The 22,036-nt window shown below is 73.7% G+C and carries 22 protein-coding genes and 2 pseudogenes; 14 read left to right on the top strand and 10 right to left on the bottom strand.

Going from position 1 to position 22,036, the window contains the following annotated elements; translation table 11 throughout:
* The first annotated feature begins 196 nt into the window (after positions 1-196).
* Both J2S46_RS01420 and J2S46_RS01415 read left to right on the top strand, forming a co-directional pair.
* Positions 197-1,252, top strand: coding sequence for a beta-ketoacyl-[acyl-carrier-protein] synthase family protein (locus tag J2S46_RS01420; protein ID WP_191291838.1), 1,056 nt, complete (start codon positions 197-199; stop codon positions 1,250-1,252).
* Between the two features lie 107 nt (positions 1,253-1,359).
* Complete coding sequence (locus J2S46_RS01415) at positions 1,360-1,578, top strand: hypothetical protein (protein ID WP_191291839.1); 219 nt, start codon at positions 1,360-1,362, stop codon at positions 1,576-1,578.
* A gap of 100 nt (positions 1,579-1,678) precedes the next feature.
* On the opposite strand, the gene J2S46_RS01410 is transcribed toward J2S46_RS01415, so the two are convergent.
* From J2S46_RS01410 to J2S46_RS01400, 3 genes are read right to left on the bottom strand one after another with little or no spacing between them, the layout of a single operon-like run.
* Positions 1,679-2,503, bottom strand: a complete 825-nt coding sequence (locus J2S46_RS01410; RefSeq protein ID WP_191291840.1) for a hypothetical protein — start codon at positions 2,501-2,503, stop codon at positions 1,679-1,681.
* Positions 2,500-3,948, bottom strand: a complete 1,449-nt coding sequence (locus J2S46_RS01405) for a DnaB-like helicase N-terminal domain-containing protein (RefSeq protein WP_191291841.1) — start codon at positions 3,946-3,948, stop codon at positions 2,500-2,502. The genes J2S46_RS01410 and J2S46_RS01405 overlap by 4 nt, the downstream gene beginning before the upstream one ends.
* On the bottom strand, positions 3,945-4,256 hold the full coding sequence (locus tag J2S46_RS01400; RefSeq protein WP_191291842.1) for a hypothetical protein: 312 nt from the start codon (positions 4,254-4,256) through the stop codon (positions 3,945-3,947). Before J2S46_RS01400 ends, J2S46_RS01405 begins: the two co-directional genes overlap by 4 nt.
* Positions 4,257-4,729: 473 nt before the next feature.
* On the opposite strand from J2S46_RS01400, the gene J2S46_RS01395 reads away from it, so the two are divergent.
* Both J2S46_RS01395 and J2S46_RS01390 read left to right on the top strand, forming a co-directional pair.
* Complete coding sequence (locus tag J2S46_RS01395; RefSeq protein ID WP_191291843.1) at positions 4,730-5,458, top strand: hypothetical protein; 729 nt, start codon at positions 4,730-4,732, stop codon at positions 5,456-5,458.
* 437 nt (positions 5,459-5,895) lie between these two features.
* Complete coding sequence (locus tag J2S46_RS01390; RefSeq protein ID WP_191291844.1) at positions 5,896-6,195, top strand: hypothetical protein; 300 nt, start codon at positions 5,896-5,898, stop codon at positions 6,193-6,195.
* Positions 6,196-6,374: 179 nt separating this feature from the next.
* Here J2S46_RS01390 and J2S46_RS01385 read toward each other — a convergent pair whose 3' ends face one another.
* Both J2S46_RS01385 and J2S46_RS01380 read right to left on the bottom strand, forming a co-directional pair.
* Positions 6,375-6,635 carry a helix-turn-helix transcriptional regulator gene (locus tag J2S46_RS01385; protein ID WP_191291845.1) on the bottom strand — a complete coding sequence of 87 codons (261 nt, stop codon included), beginning with the start codon at positions 6,633-6,635 and terminating at the stop codon, positions 6,375-6,377.
* A gap of 224 nt (positions 6,636-6,859) precedes the next feature.
* Positions 6,860-7,264 carry a helix-turn-helix domain-containing protein gene (locus tag J2S46_RS01380; RefSeq protein ID WP_191291846.1) on the bottom strand — a complete coding sequence of 135 codons (405 nt, stop codon included), beginning with the start codon at positions 7,262-7,264 and terminating at the stop codon, positions 6,860-6,862.
* Between the two features lie 236 nt (positions 7,265-7,500).
* Here J2S46_RS01380 and J2S46_RS01375 point away from each other — a divergent pair, with 236 nt between their 5' ends.
* Positions 7,501-9,417 (top strand): helix-turn-helix domain-containing protein, encoded by a 1,917-nt coding sequence (locus J2S46_RS01375; protein ID WP_191291847.1) that lies wholly within the window; start codon positions 7,501-7,503, stop codon positions 9,415-9,417.
* A gap of 712 nt (positions 9,418-10,129) precedes the next feature.
* Here J2S46_RS01375 and J2S46_RS01370 read toward each other — a convergent pair.
* The gene (locus J2S46_RS01370; protein ID WP_191291848.1) at positions 10,130-11,056 is read right to left on the bottom strand and encodes a hypothetical protein; all 927 of its coding nucleotides are present in this window, start codon (positions 11,054-11,056) and stop codon (positions 10,130-10,132) included.
* Between the two features lie 600 nt (positions 11,057-11,656).
* Between J2S46_RS01370 and J2S46_RS01365 the strand changes: the two genes are divergently transcribed.
* Complete coding sequence (locus J2S46_RS01365) at positions 11,657-11,800, top strand: hypothetical protein (protein WP_191291849.1); 144 nt, start codon at positions 11,657-11,659, stop codon at positions 11,798-11,800.
* A gap of 232 nt (positions 11,801-12,032) precedes the next feature.
* Here the strand turns inward: J2S46_RS01365 and J2S46_RS01360 are convergent.
* Positions 12,033-12,230: pseudogene (locus tag J2S46_RS01360) on the bottom strand (response regulator); the annotation flags it as partial.
* 271 nt (positions 12,231-12,501) lie between these two features.
* Between J2S46_RS01360 and J2S46_RS01355 the strand changes: the two are divergent.
* The 4 genes from J2S46_RS01355 to J2S46_RS01335 all read left to right on the top strand — a co-directional run bounded on the left by J2S46_RS01355 (position 12,502) and on the right by J2S46_RS01335 (position 14,688).
* Complete coding sequence (locus tag J2S46_RS01355; protein WP_268255711.1) at positions 12,502-12,633, top strand: hypothetical protein; 132 nt, start codon at positions 12,502-12,504, stop codon at positions 12,631-12,633.
* 1,117 nt (positions 12,634-13,750) lie between these two features.
* A complete protein-coding gene (locus J2S46_RS01345) occupies positions 13,751-13,924 on the top strand; it encodes a hypothetical protein (RefSeq protein WP_191291850.1) in 174 nt (57 codons plus the stop codon).
* A 17-nt stretch (positions 13,925-13,941) separates the two neighbouring features.
* On the top strand, positions 13,942-14,352 hold the full coding sequence (locus J2S46_RS01340) for a nitroreductase family deazaflavin-dependent oxidoreductase (protein ID WP_229912991.1): 411 nt from the start codon (positions 13,942-13,944) through the stop codon (positions 14,350-14,352).
* 117 nt (positions 14,353-14,469) lie between these two features.
* Positions 14,470-14,688, top strand: a complete 219-nt coding sequence (locus J2S46_RS01335) for a hypothetical protein (protein WP_191291852.1) — start codon at positions 14,470-14,472, stop codon at positions 14,686-14,688.
* Between the two features lie 100 nt (positions 14,689-14,788).
* Here the strand turns inward: J2S46_RS01335 and J2S46_RS01330 are convergent, their stop codons facing one another.
* Both J2S46_RS01330 and J2S46_RS01325 read right to left on the bottom strand, forming a co-directional pair.
* Positions 14,789-15,472 carry a response regulator transcription factor gene (locus J2S46_RS01330; protein WP_191291853.1) on the bottom strand — a complete coding sequence of 228 codons (684 nt, stop codon included), beginning with the start codon at positions 15,470-15,472 and terminating at the stop codon, positions 14,789-14,791.
* Positions 15,469-16,782, bottom strand: a complete 1,314-nt coding sequence (locus J2S46_RS01325; RefSeq protein WP_191291854.1) for a sensor histidine kinase — start codon at positions 16,780-16,782, stop codon at positions 15,469-15,471. The genes J2S46_RS01330 and J2S46_RS01325 overlap by 4 nt, the downstream gene beginning before the upstream one ends.
* 86 nt (positions 16,783-16,868) lie before the next feature.
* On the opposite strand from J2S46_RS01325, the gene J2S46_RS01320 reads away from it, so the two are divergent.
* The 4 genes and pseudogenes from J2S46_RS01320 to J2S46_RS01305 all read left to right on the top strand — a co-directional run.
* The gene (locus J2S46_RS01320; protein WP_191291855.1) at positions 16,869-17,813 is read left to right on the top strand and encodes an ATP-binding cassette domain-containing protein; all 945 of its coding nucleotides are present in this window, start codon (positions 16,869-16,871) and stop codon (positions 17,811-17,813) included.
* A 68-nt stretch (positions 17,814-17,881) separates the two neighbouring features.
* Positions 17,882-19,354 (top strand): DUF1349 domain-containing protein, encoded by a 1,473-nt coding sequence (locus J2S46_RS01315; protein ID WP_307348280.1) that lies wholly within the window; start codon positions 17,882-17,884, stop codon positions 19,352-19,354.
* Positions 19,351-20,217, top strand: a complete 867-nt coding sequence (locus tag J2S46_RS01310; protein WP_229912993.1) for an ABC transporter permease — start codon at positions 19,351-19,353, stop codon at positions 20,215-20,217. Before J2S46_RS01315 ends, J2S46_RS01310 begins: the two co-directional genes overlap by 4 nt.
* Before the next feature lie 182 nt (positions 20,218-20,399).
* Positions 20,400-20,957, top strand: a pseudogene (locus J2S46_RS01305) (HAD family hydrolase); the annotation flags it as partial.
* Between the two features lie 315 nt (positions 20,958-21,272).
* On the opposite strand, the gene J2S46_RS01300 reads toward J2S46_RS01305, so the two are convergent.
* Positions 21,273-21,770, bottom strand: a complete 498-nt coding sequence (locus tag J2S46_RS01300; protein WP_191291857.1) for an MDR/zinc-dependent alcohol dehydrogenase-like family protein — start codon at positions 21,768-21,770, stop codon at positions 21,273-21,275.
* Between the last annotated feature and the right edge of the window lie 266 nt (positions 21,771-22,036).

Below are 22,036 nucleotides of genomic sequence, written 5' to 3'. Positions count from 1 at the left end.
CTGACACCCGTTCCTTCATGGCGCGGACGCCCGGCACCGCGCGACCGGGCCACCCGGCGAACCCGCCGCACGACGTGAGCGCCCTCCCCCCCGCGGCCGCCAACCCGCCACCATCAGCCCCGGCCCCCGCCACCCGCCGGCCCTCACCCACCCGGCTCCCACCGGCCCGCCCCCGGGCCAGACCGAAGGACCCACGTTGAGCGCATACGTCAGCCGCCCCGCCCTCGTCCTGGGCGAACACGTCGTCGACGCCGCCCAGATCCGCGACGACATCCTCACCTGGAACCCGAACCACCCCAAGCTCGAAGTCGCCCGCAAGGCCCTCACCAACCTCCCCGGCACCCGCCGCTACCTGCGCCCCTACGAAGAGATAACCGCCGAGCGCACCACCGCCCAACGCAAGGACGACGTCTTCGACACCATCCTCCAAGCCGCCCAACACGCCGCCCGGGCCGCCATCGACCACGCCGGCGTCACCCCTGACGACATCGACTGCATCATCACCACCAGCTCCAGCGGCGACCGCATGCCCGGACTCGACGTCCACCTGCAGAACACCCTCCCGCTACGCCCCGGCATCCGGCGCCGCCCCATGACCCAGCTCGCCTGCGCGGGCGGCAGCCAGGCACTGATCATCGCGGAGGAGCACCTGGCCCGGTACCCGGAGCACAAGATCCTCGTGGTCGCGGGGGAGTTCCTCTCCTCCCTCTACCAGCAGTCGCTGCTGTCGATCGAGGACCTCATCTACAAGGCACTGTGGGGCGACCTGGTGGCCGCCACCGTCGTCTGCGCCCGCCCGCTCGGGCCGGGGGCGTCGCTGCGCATCGACCACACCCTCGAGTACGTCATCCCTCACACCACCGACCGCTACCGCAAGGAGACCGACGAGCGCGGCGACCGCTTCTCCTCCACCCGGGCCTCCCTGCGCTCGGTCACCGACCTGGCCCCGGTCCTGATGGATTGGCTCGACAAGAACACCGACGGCCCCCTCGACTTCGGCATCCTGCATCCGGGCGGCCCGGCGATCCTGGCCAAGCTCGCCACCGCGCTGGACGTCGACGAGCAGTTCACCCGGCACTCGCGCGACGTCCTCGCGGAGGAGGGCAACCTCGGCGGCCCGACCATCTTCTCGGTCCTGGAGCGCACCTACCGCACCCCTCCCACCGACGGCGCTTGCGGCCTCGTCTTCGGCCTCGGCCCGGGAGTCGCGATGGGCGCGCTCCTGGTGACCTGGACCGAACCGCTAGCCTGACCCCCTCCGCCGGCGGGCCGCCCGGAAGCAGACCCCGGGCGGCCCGCCCGGGCGGCGCGGGGCACCAGGAGGAGCCTCTCGGCCGCCGTGCCCGCTACGTTGGACGGATGGCGCAGGGCATCCCGCAGAGCATGCAGACGACAGAGGACTCCTGGACGGTGCAGGCCCGCTCCGACGGCCGATGGCGAGCGGTGAGCGGGATGTACCGCGAACGCGGCGAGGCACTCGAACGGCTGGAGTGGTACCGCGTCCACGCCCCCAGGTCGGTGTCCTATCGGCTCGCGCGCGTGACCACGACGGTGACCACCACCGTCGAGACGGTGTAGACGAGCGCGTCGACAGAGCCCTGATCGTGGCACCGTCGCCGTGCTCCTCGCGCGTCAGTTCCTCGTGAATGCCCACCTTGCCGGGCGCCACGCTGTCCCGTCAGGCCATTGCCGTCCGGGAACCACAGCGTCGTGTGCGTCGGGGGAAGAGCTCACGTGAGCGTCGTCCGGAGGGCGCGCCGGGGCGCCAGGAGGAGCCGGGCGGACCGGGCCGGCGAAGGAGGACCGGGGAGGCGGGGGAGAGCGGCTCGAACCCCACCCGCCCGTAGAGGCGGGCCAGGCGCTCGTCGGCGGCCACCGCCACCAGAGCGATGCCGTTGTCGTCGGCCCAGGTGAGGACGGAGCGCACCAGATCGCGGGTTGCCTGCCCGTCACGCCCGCCGGCCAACGATCCCACCTCCGCCCACGGCCCGCGCAGGGTCCGAACCTCACGGCGCAGCCGCGCACCTGCCCGGGTTGTCCGCACCAGGGAGGCGAGCTGCCACAGCAGCAGAGCCGCGACCACGAGCAGCACCCCGTGCATCGCCCACCGGCCGCCGTCCGCTCCGGCGACGGCGCCGCCGACGAAGGCCCCTGCCAGGGCGGTCGGGGTGAGCACCGCCGTGAACGCGGCCACCGCGGCGGGCAGGAGCAGCACGCTCTGCCGTGCGGTTCGCGTCCAGGGCTGGGGCCGGCGCAGGACGAGGGTCGCCGCACCGCAGCACAGCACCCGGCCCGAGCACCGCTGGATGCCGCTTTCGATCAGCCAGAACGGGGCGAACAGTCGACGCAGCCACCGGGGGCGGGCGGCGGCGGGGGCGAAGGCCTGCGCGAGGACACCGGCGATCCGCGGCAGGCTGCGCCACGGCGCGAGCATGCCGGGCGGCGGGCCTACCTGCGCGGCGGTGTCCTGTCCGGGCGGCGCCGCCACGGCGGGGGCCGTCACCGCACCCCTGCGTCGGTGCGGGCTGTGGACCAGGTGGCCTGGGTGAGGCGGGCGGCCTGGGCAGAGGCCTGCTGCAGGTGTCCGCGGGTGGTGCCGATGACCATGCCGGGGGCGGCGGTGGGGTCGCCGACGGCGGTGTTGATCGCCGACGTCGCGCAGCGCACGTGGTGCACGATGCTCGCCTCCACCAGCCGGCGCCCCTCGCCTTGGGCGATGCCGGGCCGGCCGTTCTGGTACATCTCCCAGACCTGCTCGGGAGCGAGCGATCCGGGCCCGGCGGTGCCGCGCCGGTGAGCGTCCCACACCATCAGTGCCGGGTCGACGGTGCCGCGGCTGTGGACCGCGTCCTGGAGGGTGGTGAACAGCTGGGCCCGGCCCGGCTGGGTGAAGTCCTCGGCGCGCAGCCAGCGGCCCACCTGCTGCAGCTGACCTGGGTCGCGCAGCAGGGAGCCGAGGACAGCGTCCTCGGTGGAGGCCGTCGCCGGGCGCGGGGAGGGCTGCGGGGCCATCGCCGCGCCGACGGCGCCGGGCCGCCCCATGGCCTGCTCCCACCGGTCCTCCAACTGCTGGAGGGTGGCGAGCATGGAGTTGATCTCCATCTCGGCGCCAGGCGCGCCCGGCACCCGCAGGGTGCTCTCGATGCGCCAGGAGCCCTCGGCGACCTGCTGCTGGATGCTGGTCTGCAGGACCCGCTGGCCGAGCTGCGCTGCGTGCTCGGGGTGGGGGACCTGCTGGGTGGTGGTGAGGGCGTGGATCTGCTGGGCGACGGCGGGCCAGGCGGTGGCGGGCACCGACCAGCGTTCGCCGGCGGCCTTGTGCTGCAGCTGCTCGTCGAGCATCCGGGCGAGCACCTGCTGCCGCTCGGCGGGGGAGGAGCGGACGGTGACCGCCGGGTGGGCGTACAGCTTCTCCTCGACCAGGGCCTTGTACATCTGCCCGAGCCACGGGTCCTGGAAGTCCGCGGCCCCCAGCCAGCCGGCCAGCCGCGCGCCTTCCTCCGGGCGGGCCAGGACGGCGGCCAGCACCGCCCGTTCCGCGAACTCGCCCTGCGCTCCGACGGTTCGCCCCAGGCTCGCCTGGGCCACCACCCGGCCGTACTGGGCGGCGTTGGCGGCGTTCGGCACGCCCGCTGGCAGGCCCGTGACGTAGGCGGCGACCTGCTGCCAGTCGCCGCCGCTCACCTGCCACCCGTCGGCGCCGGCCCGCGCGTGCAGGTCCTCCATCACCAGGCGGCCGAGCACCTGGGCGCGCTGCGCGGGCGCGGCAGCGAGAACCGTCGGATGGGCGTAGAGATGGTGGTCCACCAGCACGCGGTAGATCTCCCGGCGCCACGGGTCCGCGAAGTCCTCGGCCCGCAGCCAGTTGCGCACCTCCAGCGCCCTGCAGGGATCCTGCAGGACCGAACCCAGCAGGGCCTCCTCGCTGTACGCCTCCGGGCCGCTCACTCCCGCTCCTGCAGGCCCGGGCCCTGCTGCGTGAAGACGGCCTGCTGGGACAAGGCCCAGCGGCGGGCCTGTTCGTCCAGAGCCGCACCGGCCGCCTCCTCCAGCGGCTCCCACCACCCCTCGCCCGCGCGCCACCACCGCTGAACGAAGCGCACCAGCGCCCCGGGGAAGTCACCCAGCAGCACGGCATCGCCGGCATCCACGTGCCAGCGCATCGCCTCGATGCTGACCGGCCCGGAGCGCAGCCGCTCCGCGCGGGCGGTGGCGAAGTCCGCCAAGGACGACAACTGCCCGTCGCTCAAGGCCATGACACCCCTCCCTTCCCCGTTGTCGAATCCTGGCACCCGCAAGCCCGCAGAAGGGCTGCGCGAGGGCGGGGCCTGCCCGGCCATGAAACGCCCGTACCGGGGACACGGGGCAGCGATCAGCGCGACCGATCCCGCCTGGAGGAAACCGCGACCACCTACTTCCCGCAGGACGGGATCCTCTGCCCGGCCGGCTGCGCCGAGGCCTCGCCGCGGGGCACTGTGAGGGGGACCCGTCCCACCCGGACCGGCCCCCCGGGACGGCGAGCACCCCCCCGCTCGCCGTCCCGGCTCACCTGCCCACCGAACCAGGAGAGGCCCGCGTTGGAGCGCGACGAGGTTAGCGACGAGGAGTGGGAGCAGGCGATGGGCCGCAGGGTCGAGGACGTCTTCGGGCCCGACGACGACGGCCACGAGCGCCGGGCGAGCTGACCCACCACCGCCCCTCGTGGGGCGGTCGCACGGAGTGGATCTTCGTGCGCCAGAATCGCGGCATGGCGATGGCGCGGCACTGGTACTCCTCGGCTCCCGTTGTGGAGGGTCTCCCGCTCTTGGGCGAGCCCGGGTTCTGGGCCGCACACCTGGTAGACCTGTGCGAGGGTGTGCCGCCGGAGGTCTTCGGTGTGGACGCCGGTGATGCCGGCGCCATGGTGGAGCGCCTGCATGACAAGTGGGCCTGGCCGATGTTCACGGTGCCGCTGACGGGCGGGTTCTCGATCGTCGTGCATTACAACAGCGGCGAGGAGTACACGGTCATGGACTACTTTCTGGTCCATCCGGGCAGCTCCGATACGGTCCTGGCGAGCACGGATCAGGACCGTACCGGTCCGGGCCTGTGCTGGCCGGAGCTCTCCGCGATCCTCCCCGCCCCGGACGGAGCGGTCGGGGTGACCGATCGGCATGTCCGTCTGCTGCTTCTTCTGCCGGTGCTGGGTGACTGCGCGGCCCCCGCCGAGGCCGTGGCCGCCGTCGCCGAGGCGCTGATCGCCCATGGCGCCCCTGACGGATGCGAGCCCTTGGCCCGGCGCCTGCTCGGAGGCCACCCGATGTGGGGCGCGCAGTCGTGGTCGTTCGACGCGGACGAGCGGAGTTGGATCTGCGACGGCGAACACAGCCTGCGGCGGACCCCTCTCGGCGATCACCTGCCCCAGCACCGGCGCGCCGCGCTGGAGGCCTGTCTCAACGCGGCGGAACCGGACTCCTGAGCCGTCAGGCGGCAACCGCGACCGGTGGGGCCGGGAAGGCCGTCTGCTCGTAGACGGTTGCACTGGCAAGCGGCGCAGTCTCTTCAGCGCTTGAGGAGTGGCCACGATCGGGGCCTCGCGGAATGGTCGGCACCGTCTGCAGCGTGGCCGCGAGATCACGATGTCGGAGGCCTGTGCCAGCGTGCTCCCGTGACGACCACTCCTGATCAGCGTCCCGATGAGCCGACGCTCGACTTCCTGCGTTCAGCGTTCGCTCGTGAGTGGCGCGAACCGGCCTTGGGCCACGACGAGGTTGCGGCTTGGGAAACCGAGAACCGGGTGACGCTGCCGGAGCCCTATCGGACCTTCATCGCGGAGATCAGCAACGGCAGCAGCTTCGGCCCCCCGAGGACGGTGGCCTCCAACCGCTGGGGTGGCTGTCAGCAGGCTGGCCCGACATGGGCTCTCGCCACCCGGGAGAGCCGTTCCCTCTGGATGAGGCGTGGCTATGGGAGGACGACGAGACGGTCGACGCCGTTGATTCACGCATCGACGCCGTCTTCACTCATGGGTCGGTCGTCCTCGGAACCGAGGACGGGCCGTCGTTCTTGCTGTTGGTGACGGCAGGGTCCCGTCGCGGTGAGATCTGGATGGTCTCCGAGGTCGGAGCTGCCCCGGCGCCGGCCACCGACGCCAGAGACTTCAACGGCTGGGTGCGGCACTGGAAGTCGGGCAACGACTGTCTCGCCGGAGGTTGACCGCTCGCTCAAGACGGCCTGAGGGCGTTGCGGCGCCCCGCGCGTTCGCCATGAGGTTCGGGACGCCGAGGGGGAGCCGTGATGCCACCGGGCGCAGGGCCTGAAGCGGGTGCGGGGGCCGCGGGGACCCGTGGTCACGGCCGCATCCCGCGCCGGGGCCGGGTGCGGACCGGTGGCTGTCAGGCGGCCCGGGCCCCGCGGACCAGCCTGTACATGGACTGCTTCTCGTCGGTGCTCATCTTCAGCACGTCGGCGACCCGGTCCAGCAGCAGCGTGGAGGGCCGCTGAACGTTGCCTCGCTCGAGGTTGCCGTAGTGACGGCTCGACACCCCGACCATTCCGGCGACCCTCTCCTGCGACACCTCGATGCGCCCCCGGCAGGACGTCAGCAGCCCGCGCAGGTCGGTCGGGGCGGTGGCAGGCAGGTCGTTCACAGACATGGTCGCAAGCCTCCTCGTGGCGCTCGCCCGCGCCACCGTCTGTCCGAAGCATGCCCCGGGCTGCGGCGGCGGTCAGTGTCGTACTGCCGGGCGGATCACCTTGAACATATTCAAACTTTGTCGGGCCACCTACTGCACGAGCGCACCATCGCGGCGGCCGGAACCTCAGCGGGCGCACCATTCGCGCCTGGCGGATGCCCCGGCGTACGCCGCCCGCCGCCTGCTCAAACGTTCCTGCCGTGCAGCAGCTGGTCGACCTGCGCGAGCTCCTCCGAGGACATCCGTCCCAGCCGCATGCACAGCCGGCGCACCTGGGCGCTTTGCAGGGCGTTGGCCAGTGCCAGGTGCTCCTCAGGCCCCCAGACGGAGCCCGGGAAGAAGAAGCCGGGGGAGACCTGGAAGTGGTCGGCCAGTGCCTTCAGGACCTTCATGCTCGGGTTGACGGTCCGGCCGGTGCGCAGCCGGTAGAGGGTGTTCTCGTCGATGAGCGAAGCGCCGGCCCTGGCGGCTATCGCGGTGGCGACCGAGGCGTCGGAGGGCAGCCGCGCGCCGACCGGGGTCACGGCACGTCGCAGGGTCTCGATCCTCTCCGCGAGGCTCTGCCCGGGCTTGCCGTCGGCGTGGGTCACAGCTGCTCTGCCTCCAAGTCAGGTCCCGGCATGACCCCAGCGGGCAGCAGTTCTGCTACTACCTTGTCACTTTTGGTCACGGCCGAGCGGGATTCTTCCTATGATCACCACTCGCGTTCTCTGAATCTGTGCAGACTTCGGAGGCAGCCGGCCTCCGGCAGCCCTGTCGCACCCCAGGGCACGCAGTGGATGGGGCCCGAAAACCACGGGTTCCACTCTCCGGGGAGGCCAGGCCAGTGTCCACGCTCAAATTCGCCATCAGTGTGCCCGATGTGGGACTCCGATTTGTAGAGGATCCGCCCGCCGTCCAGATGGAGCGGCCGTCGGCAGGCGTGTTCGTCCTGGCCCCCGCCCACCTCCCCGAGCGCGACAAGACACGCCACCAGATCGTCATCGTCCAGCCCGACGACCCGCGCCTGACCGACTGCCGCCACCTCACCGATCTCATGTCCCTCCTCGTCGCCGGGCAGGCCACAGGACTGGCCGTCGCCCTTCGGGACGGCACCGAGGCGGCCGACGAAGTGCGCCGGGAGGCCCACCGCCACGGGGTTCCGCTGCTCACCATCGGCCCGGAACCAGCCAAGTGGATGTGCCTGCACCGCGCGCTCACCGACGACCACCACAGCAGGATGCAGCGCACCGCCGACCTGCACTCCCAGCTCATCGAGCAGCTACGCCACCTGGGCCGTGCCGAGGGCACTCAGCGCATCGTCTCCTGGCTGGCGTCCGTCAGCGACGCCGAGGTCACACTGACGACAGCCCGCGGCACCAAGGTGGCCGCCGCCCCCGAGAACGCCGCGAGAGCGACAGCCCCGGCAAGGGAGCAAATCGCGGAGCTGGCCGCCGCCGGCAAGGGCAGATCCGCCGCACTTGACCTCCCCGACGGCCGCCAGATGCGCCTTTTCACCGTCGGCTCCACCAGCCCCGCCCCGGTCCTCGCGGTCACCTGCCACTCCTTCTGCGTGGAGGTCAGCGCCGCCCTCGCACGGGTCCTGGACCTGCTGGCCGCACGCCTCGCCCTCGAGGAGGCCGAGCGCAGGCAGTCCCGCCTGCAGAGCGGCGAACACGTCGTACGTGAAGCGGTCTTCAGTCTGCTGATGGCCGGTCAGGTCAACGCCGCCAAGAGCGCCGCCGTCGGCCTGGACCCTGGCACCCTGGACGCCGGCATCGCTCGGACCTTCATCCTCAAGGTCCCCCCGCCACAACGGCCCCCGATCGTCCAGCAGTGCCACGACGAAATCGGCACCAAGGCCGTCATCACCGCCTGCCCGACCCATCCCGACCGCATCGTCATCCTCGTCCCCAGCACGATCGGCGACATCGAGGCCAGAACACTCAGCACACTCGTCACCCACACCCGCACAGCACCGCACCGATTCCTCGGCGGCAGCGCCCTGCACACCCTTGACGAAACCCCCACCGCCTACCAGGACGCCGCCCGCGCCCTGACCGTCGCCGAACGCCTACCCGGCAGAGTCCACTGCTACGTCACTGAAGTCCAACTCGCCTACGTTCTCGACCAACAGCACGCCAGCACCTGGGCCACACACCTGCTGCACCCCCTTCTCGAGCTGCCCGAAAGCCGCCGCGAACCCCTCCTCGCCACGCTGCGCCTGGGTCTGGTCTTCCCGCCGGCCGCCACCGCCAGGATGCTCGGCACCCACCGCAACACCGCCGCCCGCCGCATGACAGAAGCCGCCGCCCTCCTGGGAGTCGACCTCCAGGACGTCTGGCAACGGGCCCTGGTCGGCCTGGCCCTGCAGGTGCGGGCCGAAACCGCGCACCTTCGGCCGGATGCGGATGCCCCGGTGCTTGCCGACATCCTTGACACCCCAGAAGTGCGACGGTGGGCGCACGAGTTCCTCGGCCGCCTGGACACCGACCGCCGACCGCTACGCGAAACCCTGACCGCTTGGATGCGGGCCAAGACCCGCATCGAGGACACCGCCCAGCTGTTGGGCCTGAACCCCGCCACGGTGAGGATCCACCTGCGCAGCGCCGAGGAACTGCTCCAGCGCCGCCTGCTGACCAACACGGCCTGCACCACGCCAGAGGGCTACGTCGTCCCGGGCGCCCACGACCTGGTCCTGGCGTTCTTCGTGGTGGAGGGCACCACGCCGGCACGCAAGGAGATCCTTTCCGGCAGCCGGTGACCCCAGGGGAGGCCTGGGAAAGGCGACCCTTCGCTGGCCCTTCCGCAGCGCCCGCCGACTACGAGACGCGCGGCGCACCGGCCCGCCCGGACCGGGCCCCCGCCTCGCACGGGAGCGGCACGTCGCTGCCCAAGCGCCTGCTGGCCGGGGCGTCAGCGCCACCGGCACGTGACGTCCGTGATCGGCGGCAGCAGCACCGGGGTTGCCGTGTCGGGGCCCGACAGGGATGCGAGGGCATCCCCGACAGCGGGGTACAGGTGCAGGCCCACCGCCCGGACGACGTCTACCCGCGCCACGCGGGTCGGATCCTCCCCGCGGGACTCCAGGGCCCCGGCGTCGAAACGCACGCCCGCCACCGCGCGACGCGGCCTCGGACGGGCCCAGCTCGCCGCCCGTGCCCCAGACCAGGGGCCCCGCTCCAACACCCCCGGGCCTGTACCGTCCTGAGCCCGGCCAGAAAGGCCCCGGGACAGCAGCCGGCCCCTGCAGTGGGAATACCGGGGCCGCCTCGGCCGGCTGCTGCTCAGCCGGCCGCTCCCGGGCCGGGTGTCATCGACAGCCGGCCGACGGCGAGGCTGTCCCTGCCGCCGTCCGCCGGCTCACACCGACGGGTGTCGCGGCACCGGCCGCCCACCACCCCCTTCGCCGATCGTGCACGGCACGACAGGGCCTGCCCGCCCCGCTGTCAGCGGGGCGACCCCGGAGCGGTCTCTCAGTCCGCCGCCGCCACGTACAGGCCCCGGCCGCTGCGCTGCGCCTTGCCGATCTTGGCGAGGCGCTCCAGCATGGTGCGCACCGCGTTCACGCTGGCGTCCTCGTCGTCCAGGCCGAGCAGCCCGCTCACCTCGCGGGCGCGCAACGGGCCGGAGGCCCCCGCAAGGACGGCAAGCACGCTCGTGGCGTCGGTCAGTTTGCGACGGCGGCCCGAAGGCGCCGCAGGCACGGAGGCTACGGGGCCCTCCTCGGCCGGTGCGGGCTGGTCGGCCGCCACCGCCGTCTTCTTCGCGGCCGTCTTCTCGGCCGTCGCCGTCTTCGTGGCCGGTGCAGGCTTCTCGGCCGTGGCCTTCTTCGCGGTGGCCTTCCCGGCAGCCCGTGCGGTGCCCTTGTTCTCGGCCGTGGCCGGCTCGGCAGCGCTTGGCACAGCGGCCGCCGCATCCGTCGCCTCGCCGGCCGCAGCGCTCTTCTTCGCCGTGGCCTTCCTGGCAGTGGTCTTCGTGGCGGGGGCCTGCATCGCCGCCCCCGCGCTCCCTGGCGTGCTCCTCGCCGTCTTCTTCGCCGCGCGCTTGCGTACCGTCTTCGCCGCGGCAGGCTCCGGCTCGGGCCTGGATGCCGGCTCCTCGTCGACCGGCCCGCCGGCCGCACCCACAGACGGTTCGGCCACCTCCGGTGCGGAATCCGACGCGGGCCCCGCGCCTGTCACCTCCGCCACCACCTCCCGCGTGCCCGGCGTCGCTGCTGCGCCCTGCCTGTTCGTCGGTCCGCCGTCCAGGACTGTGCCGGACAGCGTTTGGAGGCCCTGCAGCACACCGACCATCGCGTCCTCCTGGGCTATGACGGCGGCGAGTTCGTCCTCCAGTTGCCGGCGCCGCTCCCGCACGCCGGGCAGCTTGTCCTCCAGCAGGGCGATCGTCGATCCCACACCGCTGTCTGTACCGAACGTTGCTCCGCTTGCCACAAGCACTCCTGTTGCATCGTCAACCCGGTTTCCTGACACCAAATCTACGAGCGGAATCCCCGGAAGCCGCCAGGAACGGCACAACTCGTTCCGTTTCAGGTGCGCAGGGCCGGCGAACACCACCCGGCCGGCACCACAGTGTGAGCCCAGGTGCGGGCCGTGCCGCCGCGATATTCTTCCCGCGGCGCCCGCCGCAACGAGACGCACATCTCCCGGCGGGCGCCGCCGAGCTCCCGGGCCGCCAGCCGGCCCGTCTCCAGCGTTGCAGCGCCGCGCTCGCTGTCGTCGCAGGCCGGGCGCCACAGGGCCGCCGCGGTGAGTGATCATGCGTGGGTGGGTCAGACTGCGGGCATGACCACCACCAGCCCGCCCCTCCGGGCCGCCCGCCTTCTCCGAGACCAGCCGCCAGGAACCGGTGCCGCCCGCCGACCGAAACGGCCCGCCACCGAGCGGCGCGGTGTTCCTGGCCCCGCCCGCCGACCAGCTCCAGGTCCCTCCGGCGACTACGCGGTGCCCACCGGCCAGCATCCGGCCCTTCGCCCCGCAGGCCACGGACACCCGATCATGTGGCCTGAGGATCGCGGACCAAGCCCGTGCGATACCGCAGCAGACCGCGCCTGGACGCTCGGCATCAACATCTGGGACGGGGTCAACACCGACCGCGGCTCCGACTACGACGCCGACTCCCACGTCTGTTGCGCCGCCTGAACTGCAGGGCCCTGCACGGGCCGGGCCTGCGGTCGGGAGGCCCGCCAGGCGGTGGTGCAGCCGGCCCTGCCTGGTCAGGGCTGAACGAACCAGATCGACTCGCCGTCCGGGGGTGGGGCCTGGCGGTGGACCCGCTTCGCGACGTGCATCTCGGTGTAGGCGGTGACCTTGCCCGAAGGATCCAGGGGTCGCACGGTTTGACGAGGAAGTCGACAGCCCCGCGTGCGTAGCCGCGGAAGGAGTGCTCGGTGCTGGTGCCGATGGCGGTGAGGAAGATGATCGGGATGTTGCGGGTGTGGGCGCGGCGCTTGATGTGCGCCGCGGTCTGGTAGCCGTCCATGTCGGGCATCTGCACGTCGAGGGTGATGACGGCGATGTCATCGTGTTGCAGCAGGGCCTTCAGCGCCTCGTCGCCGGAGGTGACCGACAGGAGCTGGCAGTCGGCTGCGGCGAGGACGGTTCTCCAACGCCAGGAGGTTGGCCGGCTGGTCGTCGACGAGCAGTACCGCGCCGCACCTCCGCCGCCAACCGGTCCCGCTCGCCCCGCAGACTCTCGCGGTCGTCGATGCGCAGCGTCACCTCGTCGGCCCTGGCCCGGTCCCGGGCCCAGTCGGCCTCCAACTGGTTGATCCGGATTTCCAGGTATGTCCTAGCTGTCCTAGCCCGAGAAGGCTAAACCGGCGCCGGGCAAGAAGGACAAGGTGAGTGCCGAAGTGACGCCCGACCCGACCGGGGATTTGAAGGCGGCTCTCAAGGGCCTCCAGGGCGCCTACGTCGCGCTCGTCCCGGCCACCTACTCCGCAGCGGTCCAGCAGGCCACGGATACCAGCTGATCAACCTCTGGCGCCGACCATTAGCGTGCGATGCGGCCACCTCACGGCACGCTCCCATGGAACGGCGCTCGGCCCTCCAGCCGGGCGCCGCTCGCGCGCCAGGCGCCCGCCCTGCTTGTCCGGCCGAGCGTTGGCCCGTAATCCCGGTGATCCAGATCCGTAGACCTGTGATCGGAATTGGGTGTCCTCCAAGCTCTGATGAGGCCTTGCGACGGACACCGCGGAGCGCGACGCACTGGTGCGCATCGCCGGATCCTGCGCGAGGACACCGAGGTCATCTACGAGACCGCCCCGTAGGGGCCCGCTGCGGCCAAGGGACCACCAGCTGCCGACGACAGCTCGTAGGTCCAGTCCGGCTTCGCATCGTCAGCGGTCGGCCGGTGCCGCTCGGCCCGTCCTGGTCTTTCCCCGCGTCGCGCTGAGGTCCAGCATCTCGAAGCCTCGTTTCCGAACGGGGTTTCGCATTCTGCTGGCTGCCCGGAGTGCGGGGGCGCTGTGGTGAGCGCGCGTCGGCCGGCTGTACCACCGGCGGTAACACGCCATCTCTCGGTGGTGGTGCCCGCCCGCCGACAGACGGGGGTTTCGCAGGTGGTGCCGCCGGCCGGCCCGTGCGGCTCGGCCGGCGCCGGGCGTGCCCGTCGTCCGGCGGTGAACGGCCGGGGGTGACAGCCGGTGAACGGCGGGACCGGGCCTCAGGGGTGCGCCGACGGCGCACCGCCCCCACGCCCGGCCGGCCGGTCCGCCCGGCGGCCCGCCGAGGAGTCCGGCTCGCGGGCCCGGCGCCGCGAGGAGTCACCCAAGCCGCTCTACCCGCTCGACACCCTCTCCGGAGCGCCGCTGGGCATCTACCGACCCTGGGACCACCGATTGCGCAAGGGCCTGCAGATGACGTGCCGCCCGGCGTCCCGTCATCTGCGGGGTCTCCGGCGCGCGAGGAGGGCCGTCCGTGGGTCGGCGGAGCCACGGACCTGACGACCGCGGACGGCGGGCCGGCGCGGTCGGCCGTGCGGTGACCTGCCTGCGGTCCCGCGCCTTCGGGCGCATCGGCCTCACATTCCGGTGGGCTGTCCTGTCGTCACAGGTGGAGGCCAGGAGCGAGCGAGGGGGGCGGCGGATCATGAGCACCGGAGCCGAGGCCGGCGACGAGCGGACCGGAGCGGGACTCGGCGCGATCATGAACGAGCGGCGCCGGCTGATCAACTTCGCCCGCTACCGGGCCCACCCGTCCGCACCTACTCGCAGCGGACCCGCGTCGACGGTGACGCGACCCGCGGTACTCAGAAGGGACTGACATCCATGTCGGAACGGTTGCAGCGTAATCAGCTGGTGATCGACGAGTTCCGGTCCGCCGGCGGAGTGGTCGGCGGTGACTTCGAGGGGGTGCCCCTGCTCCTGCTGACCACCGTCGGCGCCCGCAGCGGGCAGCCGCGCACGATGCCCGTGACCTATCTGCGGGAGGGGGAGCGCCTGGTGGTCTTCGCCGCCAACGGGGGCAGGGGGAGCCACCCCGGCTGGTACCACAACCTGCTCGCCGACCCCGTCGCCGGCATCGAGGTGGGCACCGAGACGTACGAGGTGACGGCGACCGAGGTCGAGGGCGTGGAGCGGGAGCGGCTCTGGGCCCGGCAGTTGGAGCACACGCCCTACTTCGCCGGATTTCAGGAGCGGGCCGGGTGGCGCATACCCGTCGTCGCACTGACGCGCAGAGCGCGGCTCTGACCCGGGCCTGCTCGTCCGGCCACCGGCGTCCCTCTCCGGCGTCCCGGCTCGGGTGTCCCGTGCGGACGGCCCGGGCCGGGGCCTCGGCCCGGCCGGCGACCTGCCAGACTGGGGATCATGACCCCCGATCGTCGCAGCCTCGGGCTGCCTGCCTTCTCCGAGCCCGCCGCCGACCTTCCCGTGCTCGCCCGGTCCGGCGGGAGCGGGCCCCCGACGGTCGAGCAGGGCGCCGACTTCCGCCAGCCGCCCGGCGAGACCGTGACCGAGCCGGTCCCGGTCCGGCGCCCTCTCGCCGCCGAGGGCCTGACCTTCTCCCACCCCGACCGGCCGATCTGACCGGTGCTGGCTGCGCCCCACGGCTCCGGCCTACGAGTGCCCCCGGCGCCCGTTCATCGGATCTGATCTGCACGTTGCCCCCGGCGCGGCGGCGGCCTTCCTACGGTGTCGCCGGGTCGTCCGGCGGGTCGCTGACGCGGTATCCGACGCCGGGGGTGGTGGTGATCACCGGGGGATCGCCCAACTTGCGGCGGAGGCGGCCGACGGTGACGGCCACCGTGTTGGTGAACGGGTCGGCGTGCTCGTCCCAGACCCGGTCGAGCAGGGCCTCGGCGGAGAGGTGCCCCGGGGAGGCCCGCAGCAGGGCTTCGAGGACGCCGAACTCCTTCACCGAGAGGTCGAGCTGCCGGCCGTCGCGGCTCGCGGTGCGTCGCAGCGGGTCCAGCACCAGCCCGGCGGCCCGCAGGATGCGGGGCTGCGCGGTGGGCCGCCGGCGGGCCAGGGCGCGGATCCGCAGCACGAGTTCCGGGAAGTGGAAGGGCTTGGCGAGGTAGTCGTCCGCGCCCAGGCCGAGCCCGCTGACCCGGTCGCCCGGGCCGTCCGCGGCCGTCAGCATCAGCACCATCGCGGTGTCCTCCCGGTCGGTGATCATGCGGCAGAGGGTGTCGCCGTGGATGCCTGGCAGGTCCCGGTCGAGCAGGACGACGTCGTACGGGGCGAGGTCGAGTTTGGCGGCGGCCTCCAGGCCGTCGTGCGCGATGTCCACAGCCATGCCTTGGTCACGGAGCCCCTCGGCGACGACCTCGGCGAGCGCCCGGGCGTCCTCGACCACCAGCACCCTCACGACGCACCGCCGCCCGTGCGGCCTTCGAGCGGCGCGACGGCCGGGGCCTCACCGTGCCCGTCCGCGCTGCCCCCGTCCGCGTCGTGCCTGTCCGTATCGTGCCCGTCCGTACCGCTCCGGGCCGGGCCGGCCGTGGGCAGCCGGACGGTCGCCCGGAGTCCGCCCTCCGCGCGGGCGTGCAGGTCGAGGCTGCCGCCGTGGGCGGCGGCGACGGCCGCGACGATCGAGAGGCCCAGACCCGAGCCGCCGTCCGTACCGGTCCGTGCCGCGCCGAGCCGGCGGAACGGCCGCGTCAGTCCGGCGACCTGCTCAGGGTCGAGCACGGCCCCGCCGCTCTCGACGGTCAGCCGGACGCTCGCGCCGTCCTCGGCGGTGGCGACGCGCAGCCAACCGCTGTCTTCGTTGTGGCGGATCGCGTTGTCGACCAGGTTCTCGACCATCCGGGTCAGCAGGGCGGGACTGCCCAGGACGGTCCCCTCCCGACCGACGGGCCCGGGCCCGGAGGTGTCGCCCCCGCCGGCGGGCCCGGCGTCGAGCAGGGTGAGGTGTCCCGCGCCGAGATCCGCGGCCCGGGCGGCCAGGACCTCCGCTGCGACGGCCCGCAGCGAGAGGCGTACGGTGTCCGGCAGGGCCCGGTGCTCGGCCCGGGCGAGTACCAGGAAGCTCTCCAACAGCTCGTCCACCCGGTCGAGTTCGGTGCGTACCCGGCGGGCGAGGGTGAGCGTTCCGGCGGCCACCGGCGCCGGTTTGGCGACGGCCACGTCCAGCGCGGCGCGGATGGTGGCCAGCGGGGTCCGGAGCTCGTGGGAGGCGTCGGCCACGAAGCGGCGCTGGGCGGCGAACGAACCCTCCAGGCGTTCGAGCAGCCCGTCGATGGTGTCCGAGAGGTCCTTCACCTCGTCGGCCGGGCCGCCGGCGGCGAGCCGCTCGTGCAGGTTGTCCGCCGTGATGCGGCGGGTGGCGGCGGTCATCGTGCGCAGCGGCCGCAGCACCCGGCCCGCGACGTACCAGCCGAGGGCGACCGAGAGGACGGCCATCACCGCGAGGGCGACGGCCGACCCGAGCAGCAACTGGTCCGCCCGGCTCTCCTGCAGCCGGGACACCTCCTGCTGGAGCTGCTCGATCCTGGCCAGGGCGGGCTCGGAGGCAGCGGAGAGGTCCGGGGCGGTGCCCGGTACCACCTCGCTGACCCGGGTCGACCGGGCGGTGAGCAGGCCCGCGAGCGCCAGCAGGGCGGTGCCGGAGAGCAGGAACAGGCCGACGTACAGGGCGGTGAAGCGCCACCGCACGGTGCCGCGTCGAGAGAACATGCAGGCAGGGTATGCGGCCGGGCCTAACAGCGGCGTGACAGCGGCCGTTCCGCCGTTGTCACGCCGCCCGGCCCATGCTCCTGGACATGACTGACGACGACGCCAGGGCGACCATCGAGGTCGACGGCCTGCGCAAACGCTTCGGGGCCGTCCAGGCCCTGGACGGGATGACCTTCACCGTGCGGCCGGGGCGGGTGACCGGGTTCGTGGGCCCGAACGGGGCCGGCAAGTCCACCACCATGCGGGTGGTGCTGGGCCTGGACGCCCCCGACGCCGGCCGGTCCCTGGTCGGCGGGCGCCCCTACCGGAGCCTGCGGGATCCGCTGCGCCACATCGGCGCACTGCTGGACGCGGGTGCCCTGCAGCCCGGCAGGACGGGCCGCAACCACCTGCTGTGGCTGGCGCATTCGCAGGGCCTGGGCGCCCGCCGGGTGGACGAGGTGCTCGCCCTCGCCGGCCTCGCCACCGCCGCCCGGCGCCGCGCCGGCGGCTACTCGCTGGGCATGCGCCAGCGCCTGGGGATCGCCGCGGCGCTGCTCGGTGACCCGCCGGTGCTGATGCTGGACGAGCCGTTCAACGGCCTCGACCCGGAAGGCATCGTCTGGATGCGCGGGTTGCTCGGATCATTCGCCCGTGAGGGCCGCGCCGTGCTCGTCTCCAGCCACCTGATGGCCGAACTGGAAGGCACCGCCGACCACTTGGTGGTGGTCGGCCGGGGCCGGGTGGTTGCCGACACCGGCGTGCCCGACCTGCTGGCGGCCGCGGCCGGCGGCCGGACCACCGTCCGGACCACCGCGCCGGCGCGGGCGGCCGCGGCGCTGGAGCGGGCGGGCGGCAGCACCGCGCCGGCCGGGCCCGGCACGCTCACCGTGACCGGCCTGACCGGGGAGCGGATCACCGCCCTGCTGGGCGCCCGAGCGGTGCCCTTCTCCGAGGTGACGGCCCGCCGCGTCACCCTGGAGGACGCCTTCCTGGAGCTCACCCGGGACGCGACCGAGTACCGGGCCGAGGACGCGGAGGCCCACCGGTGACGGATCAAGTGGCGAGAGGGGACCGGGCCCGCCCCCGGCGCCGGCGGACGGCCCGATTCCGGCGGCAGGTGCGCGCCGAGTGGACCAAGTTCCGTACGGTGCGCGGCTGGGTGATCGGTCCGGCCGTGGCCGCGCTGGCCACCGTCCTGGTCGGGCTGCTCGGCACGGCGGCCCCCGATGGCGCCGCCGACGCGGGGTTCCCGCGCGGCCCCGGCGGCCAGGCCGTCAACGACGCCTTCTACTTCGTGCACCGCACCCTGGACGGCGACGGCGCGATCACCGTCCCGGTCGGCCCGCTGACCGGCCGGACCGAACCCGGGCCCGGAGCCCAGGCCGTCCCGGGCGTCCAGCCGTGGGCCAAGGCCGGCGTCATCGTCAAGGCCGGCCCCGAACGCGGGTCCGGATACGCGGCCGTGATGCTCACCGGCGGCCACGGCATCCGGATGCAGGACGACTACACCCACGACACCCCGGGCCCGGCCCTCACCGGCGACACCCACCGGCTGCGCCTGGTCCGCGCCGGCGACGACATCACCGGGTACGCCTCCGGCGACGGCGTGCACTGGACCACGCTCGGCGCCGCCCACCTGCCCGGCCTGCCGCGGACCCTCCGGGCGGGGCTCTTCGTGGCCTCCCCGCAGGCCGCCACCGACACCGGCGCCGGGACGGGCTACGCCCCCGCCGTCGCCACCGCCGAGTTCGGCCCCGCCGAGTTGGTGGGCCGCTGGCAGGACACCGGCTGGCAGGGCGAACAGGCCGGCGGCGACGCCGGCACGTCCGGCAGCTACAGCGACACCCTGCGCGGCGGGTTCACCGAATCCGCGGGCCGGATCACCGTCACCGGGGCCGGGGACATCGCCCCCGTGGTCGGCGGGCCGCCCATGGGCCCGGCCCACACCGTGGAGAACTTCCTGGTCGGATCATTCGCGGGCCTGCTCGTCCTGGTCGCCCTCGGCGCCGGGTCAGTCACCGTCGAGTACCGGCGCGGGCTGATCCGGACCACGCTGGCGGCCCACCCGGGCCGCGGCCGGGTGCTCGCCGCGAAGGCGGCCGTCCTCGGCGCCACCGCCGCGGCGGCGGGCCTGGCGGGCGCGGCGCTCGCCGTCCCGCTCGGCCGCCTGCGCTCGGAGGCCGCGCACTTCCGGGCCCTCCCGGTCCCCGCGGCCACCGAACTGCGCGCGGTGGCCGGCACCGCACTGCTCTTCGCCCTCGTCACCCTGCTCGCCCTCGCCGCCGGCGTGGTGCTGCGCCGTGGCGCGACGGCGGTCACCGCCGTCGTCGCGGCCGTCGTGCTGCCGTACCTGTTCGCGACCTCCGGCGTGCTGCCCGCCGGGCCCGCGCAGTGGCTGCTGCGCCTCACCCCGGCGGCCGGCTTCGCGATCCAGCAGACCGTGCCCCGGTACCCGCAGGTGGACGGCGCCTACACACCCGAGTTCGGCTACTTCCCGCTCCCGCCGTGGGCCGGGCTCGCCGTCCTCGCCGGGTACACCCTGGCGGCGGGCGCCCTCGCCCTCGTCCTGCTGCGCAGGAGGGACGTGTGAACGGGCCCCTCTCCCGCGCGGCGGAGCCGCGGCCCTCCACCCGCGCGGTGGTGCCGCCGTCCGCCACCCGGGCTCCACGACCGGCCCTCGGCCGGGCCCTGCACGCCGAGTGGACGAAGCTGCGCACCGCCGGTGGCACCTGGCCGGCCCTCCTCGTACTGGTCGTGGCGAGCGTCGGGCTGAGTGCGGCGGCCGCCGCTGGCGTGTCCTGCCCGGATGCCGGCTGCGGGGAGGACGCCACCCGGCTCGCCCTGACCGGCGTCACCCTCGGGCAGGCGGTGGTGGTGCTGCTCGCGGCGGCGGCGGTCGGCGGCGAGTACGGCACCGGCATGATCCGCACCACCCTGGCGGCGCTGCCCGACCGGGGCACCGCCTACGCCGCCAAGGCGGCCGCGCTCGCCGGGGCTGTGCTGCTCGCGGCGACCGCCGCCGTCCTCGGCTCCCTGCTCGCCGGACGGCTGATCCTCCCCGGGAGCGGCTTCACCCCGGCGCACGGCTACCCGCCGCTGTCCCTCGCCGACGGGCCGACGCTGCGCGCGGCCGTCGGATCGGTGCTCTACCTGGCCCTGGTCGCCCTGCTCACGCTGGGCGTGGCGACGGCCGTCCGGGAACCGGCCGCCGCCGCGGGGGTCGTCCTCGGCCTCCTCCACCTGTTCCCGCTCCTCATCCGGGTGGTCGCCGACCCCGACTGGCAGCGTCACCTCCAGCAGCTCGCGCCGATGACCGCCGGCCTCGCGGTCCAGGCCACCACGGGCCTCGACCGGTTGCCGGTGGCCCCGTGGACCGGCCTCGCCGTGCTCGCCGGCTGGTCCGCCGGGGCGCTGCTGCTCGGCACCGCCCTGCTGCGGGGCCGGGACGCCTGACCGGCGGTCAGGCCGCCCCGTGCCGGCCCGGGACCGACGCGCGACGGGCTCGGGCGGCACACCGGCGGGGGTGGTCGGCCTACCCTCGGCCGCCCCCGCCCCCGGCCCCGCCCCCGCCCCCGCGCCCGCGCCCGCCCCCGCCCCCGCCCCTGCGCCCGCGCGGATTCGGCATCCGGGAGCGTGCCGAGCTGGGGTGGCCGCTGACGGAAGCTGAAGTCATGGAGAAGTTCATCGGTCGGTCGAGCTCCTCCATCGGCGAGCAGATCGCCACCCGCCTGGGGGCGAGTCGGGCTGCGGCCTGGCAGGAGAGGTTCGAGCAACTCCATCGCGAGGCCGTCGATGCCGAACTCACCCCGGTTGACGGCATTCGCGAAGCGCTCGACGCCATCGTGCTCCCCACCTGCGTGGCGTCCAGCGGCAGTCACGACAAGATGCGCCACACCCTGGGCCACACCGGGATCCACCAGTACTTCGAGGGCCGCATCTTCAGTGCCGTCGAGGTCGCTCACGGCAAGCCCGCCCCTGATCTCTTCCTCCACGCGGCTCGGCGGATGGGTGTCGCACCCGCAGCCTGCATCGTCGTCGAAGACAGCAAGTACGGGGTCCAGGCCGCCCGCGCGGCCGGCATGCGGTCGCTCGGCTATGCCGGCGGCCTGACCCCCGCTCAGTGGCTCGAAGGCCCGAACACCGTGGTGTTCGACGACATGCGCAAGCTGCCGAGGCTCCTCTCCGAAGCCTGACCGCCCGTCAGCCGACTCATGTGACGTCCATCGCTCACGGGTTTCCCGAGTGCAACACCCCCCGTCGAGACAGCCGCGAACGTGTTGTCGGTGCCCAGCTGATCAATAGCCACACGACCCTCTCCGCACACGGCCTCTGCGAACAGAAGCCGCACGCCGTACGCGATGGTGACGCAGTGGGAGCCGGGTCCGCACCGGCGGCGTCAACTCTGCGCGGCGGCGAGGCGGCAGGTCCACCGGCCGGACCTTGCCCGGGCTGTTCGCGGTCGTCGGTGAGCCGTACGCGGAGGACCTCCGCCAGGTGCGGCTCTGCCGTCAGTCCTCGCCCGCCGCCCGCCGGGCGAGGTTCTCGCGCAGGCCGGCCAGCCGGTCGATCTCGGCGTCGAGGGCGGCCAGCCTGCGGCCGACGATCCCGGAGGCGCCGGCGCCGGGACCGGCGGATCCGCATCGCGGCGGCGGGGTGCAGCCGGCGGCGTCGACCAGTGCGTACTCCCGCCAGCCGAGCAGGTGGGAGACGGTGTCGCCGATGTGCAGCGGGCTGCCGGACGGCGCGGCGACCACCTCGCCGACGGCGGGACCGATCAGCGCGTCCCCGGGGCGCAGCGTCGGCAGCGGCAGGCCTTCCCGTTCGCCGCCGATCAGGGTGAGCAGGCCGGGGAAGACCAGGAAGTACCGGTTCCTGACCAGTACCCGGCCCGGTCCGGGGGTGGGAAGCGGAGTCCGGACGAGGGCGAAGTGCTCCGGCCGGGGGAGTCCCCCGGGGACGCCGGCGAGCCGGACCTCACGGGTGGTCGTGGGCAGGGGAGTGGTCATGGTCGGCCTCCTGGACGGTTCTGGGCGGCGGCCCGGCACGCGGTGGGCGGCGGGGTGCGGTGACGCTAGCCCTTGACCCGCGCGTCAGGGGCAAGCCCGTCCGGCCCGGCGCTCGGGTGCCCTGTCGTCGCATCAGCTGTCGGCAGGTTCAGGAGTCGTCGACAAACGGTCGCCGGTGGCCGACAAGAGGCCGGTGATCGCGGTGTAGGGCCTCGTCAGTTCGTTCTTTCTTAAAGGCATCCTAAATCTGAGAGCGCTCTCTGCTT

It is taken from the genome of Kitasatospora herbaricolor, assembly GCF_030813695.1.
GTDB lineage: Bacteria > Actinomycetota > Actinomycetes > Streptomycetales > Streptomycetaceae > Kitasatospora > Kitasatospora herbaricolor.
This window is presented reverse-complemented; position numbering and strand designations above follow the sequence as displayed.

What these genes read in the sequence shown, in the direction of transcription:
- J2S46_RS01415 (WP_191291839.1), top strand. Translation starts at nt 1,360, where the DNA reads ATGGCGCAGGGCATCCCGCAGAGCATGCAGACGACAGAGGACTCCTGG.
- J2S46_RS01400 (WP_191291842.1), bottom strand. Translation starts at nt 4,256, where the DNA reads ATGGCCTTGAGCGACGGGCAGTTGTCGTCCTTGGCGGACTTCGCCACC.
- J2S46_RS01390 (WP_191291844.1), top strand. Translation starts at nt 5,896, where the DNA reads ATGGGCTCTCGCCACCCGGGAGAGCCGTTCCCTCTGGATGAGGCGTGG.
- J2S46_RS01385 (WP_191291845.1), bottom strand. Translation starts at nt 6,635, where the DNA reads ATGTCTGTGAACGACCTGCCTGCCACCGCCCCGACCGACCTGCGCGGG.
- J2S46_RS01365 (WP_191291849.1), top strand. Translation starts at nt 11,657, where the DNA reads ATGTGGCCTGAGGATCGCGGACCAAGCCCGTGCGATACCGCAGCAGAC.
- J2S46_RS01345 (WP_191291850.1), top strand. Translation starts at nt 13,751, where the DNA reads ATGAGCACCGGAGCCGAGGCCGGCGACGAGCGGACCGGAGCGGGACTC.
- J2S46_RS01335 (WP_191291852.1), top strand. Translation starts at nt 14,470, where the DNA reads ATGACCCCCGATCGTCGCAGCCTCGGGCTGCCTGCCTTCTCCGAGCCC.
- J2S46_RS01325 (WP_191291854.1), bottom strand. Translation starts at nt 16,782, where the DNA reads ATGTTCTCTCGACGCGGCACCGTGCGGTGGCGCTTCACCGCCCTGTAC.
- J2S46_RS01320 (WP_191291855.1), top strand. Translation starts at nt 16,869, where the DNA reads ATGACTGACGACGACGCCAGGGCGACCATCGAGGTCGACGGCCTGCGC.
- J2S46_RS01300 (WP_191291857.1), bottom strand. Translation starts at nt 21,770, where the DNA reads ATGACCACTCCCCTGCCCACGACCACCCGTGAGGTCCGGCTCGCCGGC.